General features: G+C 68.5%; 5 protein-coding genes and 2 pseudogenes. 3 read left to right on the forward strand and 4 right to left on the reverse strand.

Going from position 1 to position 7774, the window contains the following annotated elements; genetic code table 11:
- Positions 1 to 110: 110 nt before the first annotated feature.
- A pseudogene (locus ADK41_RS37120) lies at positions 111 to 903 on the reverse strand (IS5 family transposase).
- Positions 904 to 1435: 532 nt separating this feature from the next.
- Positions 1436 to 1969, reverse strand: a complete 534-nt coding sequence (locus ADK41_RS37130) for a GNAT family N-acetyltransferase (protein ID WP_030837230.1) — start codon at positions 1967 to 1969, stop codon at positions 1436 to 1438.
- Positions 1970 to 2750: 781 nt separating this feature from the next.
- Between ADK41_RS37130 and ADK41_RS37135 the strand changes: the two genes are divergently transcribed.
- Positions 2751 to 3356 (forward strand): dihydrofolate reductase family protein, encoded by a 606-nt coding sequence (locus ADK41_RS37135; protein ID WP_030837234.1) that lies wholly within the window; start codon positions 2751 to 2753, stop codon positions 3354 to 3356.
- Between the two features lie 460 nt (positions 3357 to 3816).
- Positions 3817 to 4533, forward strand: a complete 717-nt coding sequence (locus ADK41_RS37140) for a class I SAM-dependent methyltransferase (protein ID WP_234319206.1) — start codon at positions 3817 to 3819, stop codon at positions 4531 to 4533.
- Positions 4534 to 5031: 498 nt separating this feature from the next.
- Here ADK41_RS37140 and ADK41_RS37145 read toward each other — a convergent pair whose 3' ends face one another.
- The gene (locus ADK41_RS37145; RefSeq protein WP_420706791.1) at positions 5032 to 6618 is read right to left on the reverse strand and encodes a HEAT repeat domain-containing protein; all 1587 of its coding nucleotides are present in this window, start codon (positions 6616 to 6618) and stop codon (positions 5032 to 5034) included.
- 98 nt (positions 6619 to 6716) lie between these two features.
- Between ADK41_RS37145 and ADK41_RS37150 the strand changes: the two genes are divergently transcribed.
- A complete protein-coding gene (locus tag ADK41_RS37150) occupies positions 6717 to 7118 on the forward strand; it encodes a hypothetical protein (RefSeq protein ID WP_030837243.1) in 402 nt (133 codons plus the stop codon).
- Here the strand turns inward: ADK41_RS37150 and ADK41_RS37155 are convergent.
- Positions 7098 to 7774 (reverse strand): annotated as a pseudogene (locus tag ADK41_RS37155) (transposase); the annotation flags it as partial. The gene ADK41_RS37150 and the pseudogene ADK41_RS37155 sit on opposite strands and share 21 nt — an antisense overlap.

Consider the following 7774-nt stretch of genomic DNA (forward strand, 5'->3'; position numbering starts at 1 on the left):
CGCCATCGCGCGCGGCGTGGATGGCGCGGATCTCGCTCACGGTCCGCTTCTCCTCGGCCTGGCGCCCGGCGCGGGCCTGCCCGGTGGCCAGATGGCGGTTAGCCGGCGTCTCATTTGGCGAGTCTGCGGTAGCAGATGAGGCTGCAGGCGATGGCGGTGAAGGCGAGGAAGTGTTCGGCCTTGCGTTCGTAGCGGCGGTGCAGGCGGCGGCAGCCGGCCAGCCAGGACATTGTCCGTTCGATGGTCCAGCGGTGCCGACCGAGTCGAGTGGACGACTCGATGCCCCTGCGGGCGATGCGGTGCCGGATGCCGCGCTTGCGCAGCCATCGCCGCAGGTCGTCGTAGTCGTAGCCTTTGTCGCCGTGGAGTTTGGCGGGCCGCCGCCTGCGCGGGCCACGCCGGGAGCGGATCGGCGGGATGCCGCGGACGAGGGGCTTGAGGGCCTGGCTGTCGTGGAGGTTCGCGCCGGAGATCCCGACGGAAAGGGGCAGACCGCTCCGCTCAGTGACCAAATGGATCTTCGAGCCCTTCTTGCCCCGGTCGACAGGATTCGGACCCGTCAGCTCCCCCCTTTCAGGGCCCGCATGTTCACCGAGTCGATCGCGCACCGCGACCAGTCCAGCTCCCCGCGCGAACCCAGCTCGTCCAGGACCAGGCGGTGCAGCTTCGCCCAGACCCGGGCGGCACTCCACTCGGTGAAACGCCGGTGCGCGGTCGGCCCCGACGGACCGAAGACCGGCGGCAACTGCCGCCAGGTGCAGCCGGAGGTGGCCACGAAGACGATCGCCGCGAGCACCTCACGGTCACCATAACGACGCCGCCCACCGCCTTGCGGCCGTGTCGGAGCGGGCGCTGAAACAACTCCCACAACCCGTCCGGGACCAGCCGCTCCACGATCGTCATGCCTCAAGGTTACGAACCCAAATGAGACGACGTCTTACACCGTTCACCGTACAGACCCGGCCCGAGCGCAACTCGTGACAGCTGGAAGAGAACACCACTCCTGCGAGGTGAGCGATTACGGCGTAATCGCTCACCTCGCAGGAGTGGTGTCATCGCCGGGAGGGAGTGCGCGTGAGGCCAGCAGCGATAGAGGCAGCCAAGGTCCACACCGTGACGATCACTCCTGCCGCCACCCACACTCGCTCCACCCGCACCGCATCCAGGTGCGGAGACACAATCCGTACCAGGTCGTCGCACTCGCCGACAATGCCGTTACGGGGGACGGAAAGCCACCGGCACACGGAGTCACACACCAGCTTCACGGGAATCTTGTCAGAGCCGTGCTGGGACTCTGTCCGCAGTTCCGTGAAAGCGGAGGTCAGCGACAGGAAGACACCATCCCTCCTTCGGTGTCCGTGCTGCAGTGGCCAATGTGCTCGGAGCCGTAGGGACAGTGGTCGGCTGTCCTGTGGTGATCAACGGCTCGGCTGTTTCACGCCCGGAACTCGGTGAGATCGATGGCGTGAACGCGCAGTGGGTAGCCGTACACCGGGTGTGCCGTTTCCCGCTCGGGCACCATGCCGAGTTTTCGGATGACGTTCTCGGAGGCGTTGTCTCCCACCCGGTTGATGCTGATGACGCGGTCCAGGCCGCGGTCCTGGAGTGCGAACTCCAGCGTGGCGTGCGCGGCTTCGGACGCGTATCCCTGGCCCCAGAACTGTGAGCCGAGCCGCCAGCCGATCGCCACGGCGGGCATTACCTCCGGCAGGAACTCGGGCACGGACAACCCTGCGAAGCCGATCAGTTCGCCCGAGGCCAGCAGCTCGACAGCGAAGAGTCCGAAGCCCTCCTCGTCCCACTCCTCCTCCCATCGCTCGATGGCCTCGGCCGTGTGGTTCAGGTCGCGCACCGAGCCGTCGTCGATCCAGCGCATGACCCTTGGGTCCGCGTTGATGTCCGCCATCGGCGCGAGGTCGTCGTCGTGCCAGCTACGGAGGAGGAGACGGGGTGTGTGGATCTCTGTCATGCGCCCATCCTGCCGAAGGCGAGCGCCTTGTCGGTAATTCGGCGCTCATCCGCGCTGCCGCTCCGGAACCACAACGCGTCAAGCCGCCTACACCACACACTGCGACGGGGGAAGCATCGGGCCGACGGCCGGACAGACAACGTGCCACTTCAACAGCGCGGTAGAGAGGTGAGACTGATCCGACGGGAGCCTGCCTCAACACCAAGATCACCCACGAGGTCGTGGCCAGAGCCAGATGCAAATGTCTCCATCAGCGGCACAACAGGTGGGCCAGGCGCCGACCGGGCGCGGCTGAGCAGGAGGTCAGGGTGAGGGCTGCGCGGCCTGTGATGCTGGAACCGCGTCGTTCTGGTCCGGGCCGTACTCGTGGAGGGTGGGGGCTTCGGTGTCGGCGCGTTGCCGGCTGCGTTCGCTGCCGCCGCGCTGGAGGACCGGTTGCGTGGCGATATCGCGCCGGTAGCCGCTGGCCTGTCTCAGTTCCTCGAGGATGGCAGGGCGGCTTCAAGTTCCGGAATCGCTTGGATCGTCAGGGCCGTTCGCGGGCGGGGCTGAGCTGGGACTTCAACAGAACACAAACCGTCGTTCCCAGTGGCATGGAGATCATTACCCGACTATGCGCGTAGTGCAATCATGTAGGACTCCAGGCCCTCCGAAGCAGTGCCGCTCCACCGACCTGATCGGCTGCAGTGTCATGGGTTTCCTCGTCACTCCACTGCGCGGCCGATGAGTTTGCGGCTCCCGGCCGGTCCAAGCTCGTGACACCCCGGGAAAGGACACCGCCATGTCGGAGCTTCTCGTCGACTTCATCACCTCGCTCGACGGCCACGCATCGGGAGAGGGATGGCCCGGGTTCTGGGGCCTGGAGGGCCCGGAGTACCTCGCATGGCTCGGCAAGCAGCCCGAGGCCACCTACCTGATGGGAGCGAACACCTACCGCCTGATGTCGGGCTTCGCCGCAGGCGAGGTCCCGAATGGCCAAGAGGAGTTCAGGCCCGAAGAAGAGGCGTCCGTCGACGAGCTCACGCAAGCGTCCAAGGTGGTGTTCTCCTCCTCACTCGAGGAGCCACTGACGTGGGCCAACTCCACGCTCGTCCGCGACGACGCCGTCGAGGCGGTCCGCGCCATGAAGTCGAGTGGCACGGGGCTCCTCAGCACGATCGGCAGCCTCGGCCTGTGCCGCTCCCTGCTACGAGCCGGACTCGTCGACCGCTTCCGGGTCGTGATGTTCCCGGTGATCACCGGGGCCACGGGCGAAGAACGCATCTACGACGGCTATCCGGACGTTGCCCTCGAGATGATCGAGCACCGCACCTTCGACGGCCGCATCCAGCTGGTCGAGTACAAGCCCCGCGTGCTCGACCACCCACCGCTCGGCCCCCCTGCGTGACGTCGCCCCGTCCGCCCATCCGGACGGCCGCCAGGCCTGCGCCGGTGAGCGCGGAGCAAGACCTCATAGGGGGTGAACGGCCAACGTCAGAACGCCCGGCCCATCGTCACTGTGCGGCGGAAGTTGACGCCGCAGCAGAACAGGCACGGCACCAGTGATCACATCGGTGTCGAAGCCAGCTGATCACGAGGAGGTCCCGTGCCCGCCCGCTCGTCTTCGCCCATCCCTGCCGTCCTGACCGATCACCTCGAACAGCACGGTCCCGCCCAGAATGTGTGGACGCCCCTGACTGGCGGCACACCCCGTCCCCGGTCTGATCTGTGATGCTGCCGGTCTCCCCCGCCGGTGGATACGCGAGCGAGCCCCGGACCGTATCGGTTGTGACCCAGCGCTTCGGGTGGCTACTCTGCGTGTCACAATGGGCCACGTTCTATGTCCTCGGCCAGAAGGAGTGCGCCTGGTGAACTCGATTCCGCAACCGGACGGAGCCGCAGGCCAGTGGCCGGATCAAGTGGCCGCCGTACGCCGCGGGCTCATCGAACACGGGCCGCCCCGCAGTCCCGAGGGCGTCCCGGACTTCGTCACCGTCACGCTGCCGGAGCGCGACTGCGATCAGGTACGTGACCTCCTGGTGGAAGAGCGAGTCGGCACGGTCGTCGAGATCGGGCTCGCCTATGCCGGCTCGGCGCTGGCGATCGGCGAGGCCCTGCTGCGCACCGGTTCACGAAACCCGCGGCATGTGGTGATCGATCCGTTCCAGTACACGGCATACGACGGTGTCGGGTGGGAGCTGCTGTGCGGCGCCGGCCTGGACGGCATCGCCGAGCTGGTGACCGAACCGTCGCAGCACTTCCTCGCCCGGCTGGCCGACGCGGGTTTCGTCGCGGACGCCGCGTTCGTCGACGGCAGCCACCACTTCCACAACGTGTTCGTCGACCTCCACTTCCTGGGCGAGATCGTCCGGCCCGGCGGCATCGTGCTGCTCGACGACCTCTGGTGGCCATCGGTCGGCGCAGCCGTGGCGTACTTCGAAACCAACCTGGGATGGCGTCCGATACCGGACGCCCTGACCGACGGGACCACCGACCCGGCCAACGGCAAGCCCCGGACCGGTGCCTACCGGCTACCCGACCCCCGCCCGACACCCACCTTCAAAGAGTTCCGGCCTTTCTGCTGATCCAGGTGGAACTCGCCAAGCCCACCCGAACCGGGCGACCGCGCGTCACTCACAGCGATGGCACCGCGTTGAGCTTGTGGTCAACTCGATTGCTCGCTGTGGGCCGGACCGCGGTGCGGTTGAAAGTCGGGCACGGGCTGACGGTGACCAAGACCGCGCTGGCGTCCCTCCAGGACGCCCGCCGCCGCAGCGATGTATGCCGACCGCTGGACTAGATCTCGTCCACGCAGCCGGTCAGACATTGCGCAGACCCCCACCACCGCTATCACGACCCCGACCACGGACCCCACACAGCAGGCCACAGCGCTGCGCGGATCATTGCTCAGCCGCACCCCGCCACAGCCACCAGCTGTGCAACGCGCGCCCGTCGGCTACGGAACGCCCCCGCAGGGATGGCCGGTTCCGTCACCATGTGCTGCAACCCGCGTTCCTGCACTCCAACCGCTGGCACCCGGGCCGGTACCAGGCGTCCTGGGCCTCAGAGTGCCCCGCATCTCGTCAGCTGGACAGCCCGACCTCCCACTTGCGCCGCTGAAGAACGTAGTCGCTGAAGAGGTGGCGGGTCCGGTTCAGCAGTTCGCCCACTTCCGCGTCCCCGTGCGGGGTGTCCGCTCCCGGATGCCAGTGCTGCACCGACTGCCCGGCCCACGCGCGCAACCTGTCGTCCGGATCATCCAGCAGGGCGACCGCGGCCCGCAGGCCAACAATCCCGCCGCGCGCGTCGAGCAGCCGGAATGCGGCGACTCGGACTGGCCGGGGCTGCTCGGCGCCGAGGCGTGCTGTCAGCAGCTTTTCGGGCAGTGTCCCGGCGGACGGGAGCAGCGAGGTGGTCGTCTCCTGTACGACGCCGGGTGCCGGGTCGTCGAGCAGCGGCAGCAGCCGTGCGACGTCGGTCGCGTCCAGTGTGCGCAGTCCGGCCACCGCCCGTGCCCGCACGGGCGGTGCCGGATGGGTGAGCAGTGGCCACAGCAGCTCCGCGTCCACGCGCTTTCCGCACTCCGCCAGTCCGATCACCGCACCGGGTGGCATCGTCGGGTCGGCCGGGTCCGTGCATCGCTCCCGGTACCGGAGCAGCGGATCCATCCCGTGCTGGCGTACGACGTACCGCGCGCAGGCCCGCACCAGCGCGGACCGGTCGGTGAGGAACTCCATCGCCTGTTCGGGTCGTTGCGCCCGACGCAGCGCGGTGACCCCGGCCGACCGCGCCCGGGGATTACGCGCGTCCAGGAGCGGCTCCAGCACCTCGTCCCAGTCTTCGCCGTCCGCCATGGCGGCCAGGGCGGCATCGGCGCACAGGCCTTGGACGACCGCGTCGTCGTCCGAGGCGGCGCGGCGGGCCAGTTCGCCGGGAGAGAGGAGTCCTTCCTCGATGGTCAGCCGGAAGACGAACCGACGTACGGTGCGGTCGGTGTGGGTGTGCAAGGGCAGCAGCCGCTCGCGCGGCGCCCGGCGGAGCGTGCTGTCGAGTAGTTCGAGCCCGAAGGCGCCCCGCTCACGCCGGCCGACGCGCAGGATCAGCGGCGCGAGGACGACCGCGGTCTCCACGTCGAGCCTCTCGCCCAAGAGCCTGCGGGCCCGCTCCCGCACGGGCGTGGCCCAGTCGCCGGCGCGTATGGCCAGCAGGGAAAGAAACACGGGATGCTCCGCGGCCTCGTCCAAAGCGGCCTCGCGTACCCGCCCGTCCGGATGACACAGCGCAAGAGCGAGCCAGGCCTGCACATCCTGCCCCGTGCTCTCGTCCCGGATTTCGTCTGCCTGAAGTCGGCCGTGCGAAAGGTGCCCGGGTTCGGCGGCCGGTTCCGCGCCCCCGGCCGGGCGGCGGAAGCGGGCGGTGATCCAGCTGCGGAAACGGCCGGTTGCCGAGTTCCGTGAAGACGCCTCCGTGCGCGGTGCAGCGTCAGCGGCTGTGCCGGAACGCAGCGCCGCGGTCCGGTCCTCGTCCGGCAACAGCGCATGCCCGTAGCGGAGAACCTGACGGACGCCCACATCGAACGCGGTCCAAGCCCGAGGATCAGCAATGTCCAAAACCTCCGCGAGGGGCATCCCCCGGATCAGGCGGACCGCTGCTGTCCCGCCGCTTTGGATGTCGTCGTCCACGCTCGTCCCACCCCTACCGATCTGCCGCTTTGAGTGATCGTAGAGGTGAGGCGACGGAGCGTCGCGGGGATTACCGCGCGAAGTCGATGACCGGATGCGATCTCCACAACGAGGGCGTCCTCTCCCCGGAGGAGCCTCTGAAGGCCCACGCCCTGTTCCAGATGATCACCCGCCCGAACCGCACCCGGGTATCCCCGACCGGGTTCGTGAAGACCTCCGGCGCGGTCGTGGACTACACCGACCTGACCGAAGAGGTCCAACGGGCCGTCGTTGCCCCCGCCACATCGAAGGGGGCCGGCAAGGGCGGCGGGTTCGTCAACGACGTGACCGAGCCGGTCGCCGAGTCCCGCACCACACTCGCCCGCATCGAAAACCCCTCGCGGACACGGACGGTCTGGACCTGGCTTCATTCATCTCCATGGACAGCGTTTATTGATGAGTTCAAGCAGCGTCGTCGATCAAGGTGTCTAGTGAGATTGTCGGCGTGATGTCGTCAGGGTGAGTCCGGTCGGGGCGAGGCATCCGTCGATGGTTTCGCTGCGGTACCGGAGTGCGCGGAGGGGGCGGCGCAGGGTGTGCCTCAGGTGGTCGGGGTCGGTGAAGGCGGTGTTGTTCCGGCCCGCGCGTCGGAGCAGCGCCCGGATGCCTTCGGCCGGGTTCAGGTCGGGTGCGTAAGGCGGTAGCTGGTAGGCGGTGATCCAGTCGTGGGCGCCGATGAGGGCCCGCAGCCGGGCGTCCAGGTGCACGGTGAGGTCGTCCCGGACGAAAATGAAGGGGGCGCCGAGTTGCTGGTGGGAGGCGGTCGGCAGGTCGCGGTGGTCGGTCCGGGTGAAGCTGCGCCGGCCGCCGCGCTTGTGGTCGACGTGCCGCTTGGGCCGGAGGACCAGGCGTGAGCGTTCGCCCTGCTTGCAGCAGGCCAGGGCGGCAATCGAGAACCGGCGCCGGGAACGTCCCCTCACTCGGATCACGAGCGTGTGCCCGCGCCTTGCCCAGGTCCGGGAGGCGGGGGGCGTCATCGAGAAACCGGCTTCGTCCTCGAAGACGCTCCGGCCGCCGAGCGACGCCGCGGTCCTTTTACCCGAGGCCAGGTCTCCTTCACCCAGCCGGCGACCGCGTCCTCGTCGCGCTCGATCGCCCGTCGGGC

Source organism: Streptomyces caelestis (assembly GCF_001279005.1).
Taxonomy (GTDB): Bacteria; Actinomycetota; Actinomycetes; order Streptomycetales; family Streptomycetaceae; genus Streptomyces; species Streptomyces heliomycini.

Excerpts from the sequence above, each read along its gene's own strand:
- ADK41_RS37135 (WP_030837234.1), top strand. The coding sequence starts at position 2,751 with ATGTCGGAGCTTCTCGTCGACTTCATCACCTCGCTCGACGGCCACGCA.
- ADK41_RS37150 (WP_030837243.1), top strand. The coding sequence starts at position 6,717 with ATGACCGGATGCGATCTCCACAACGAGGGCGTCCTCTCCCCGGAGGAG.
- ADK41_RS37130 (WP_030837230.1), bottom strand. The coding sequence starts at position 1,969 with ATGACAGAGATCCACACACCCCGTCTCCTCCTCCGTAGCTGGCACGAC.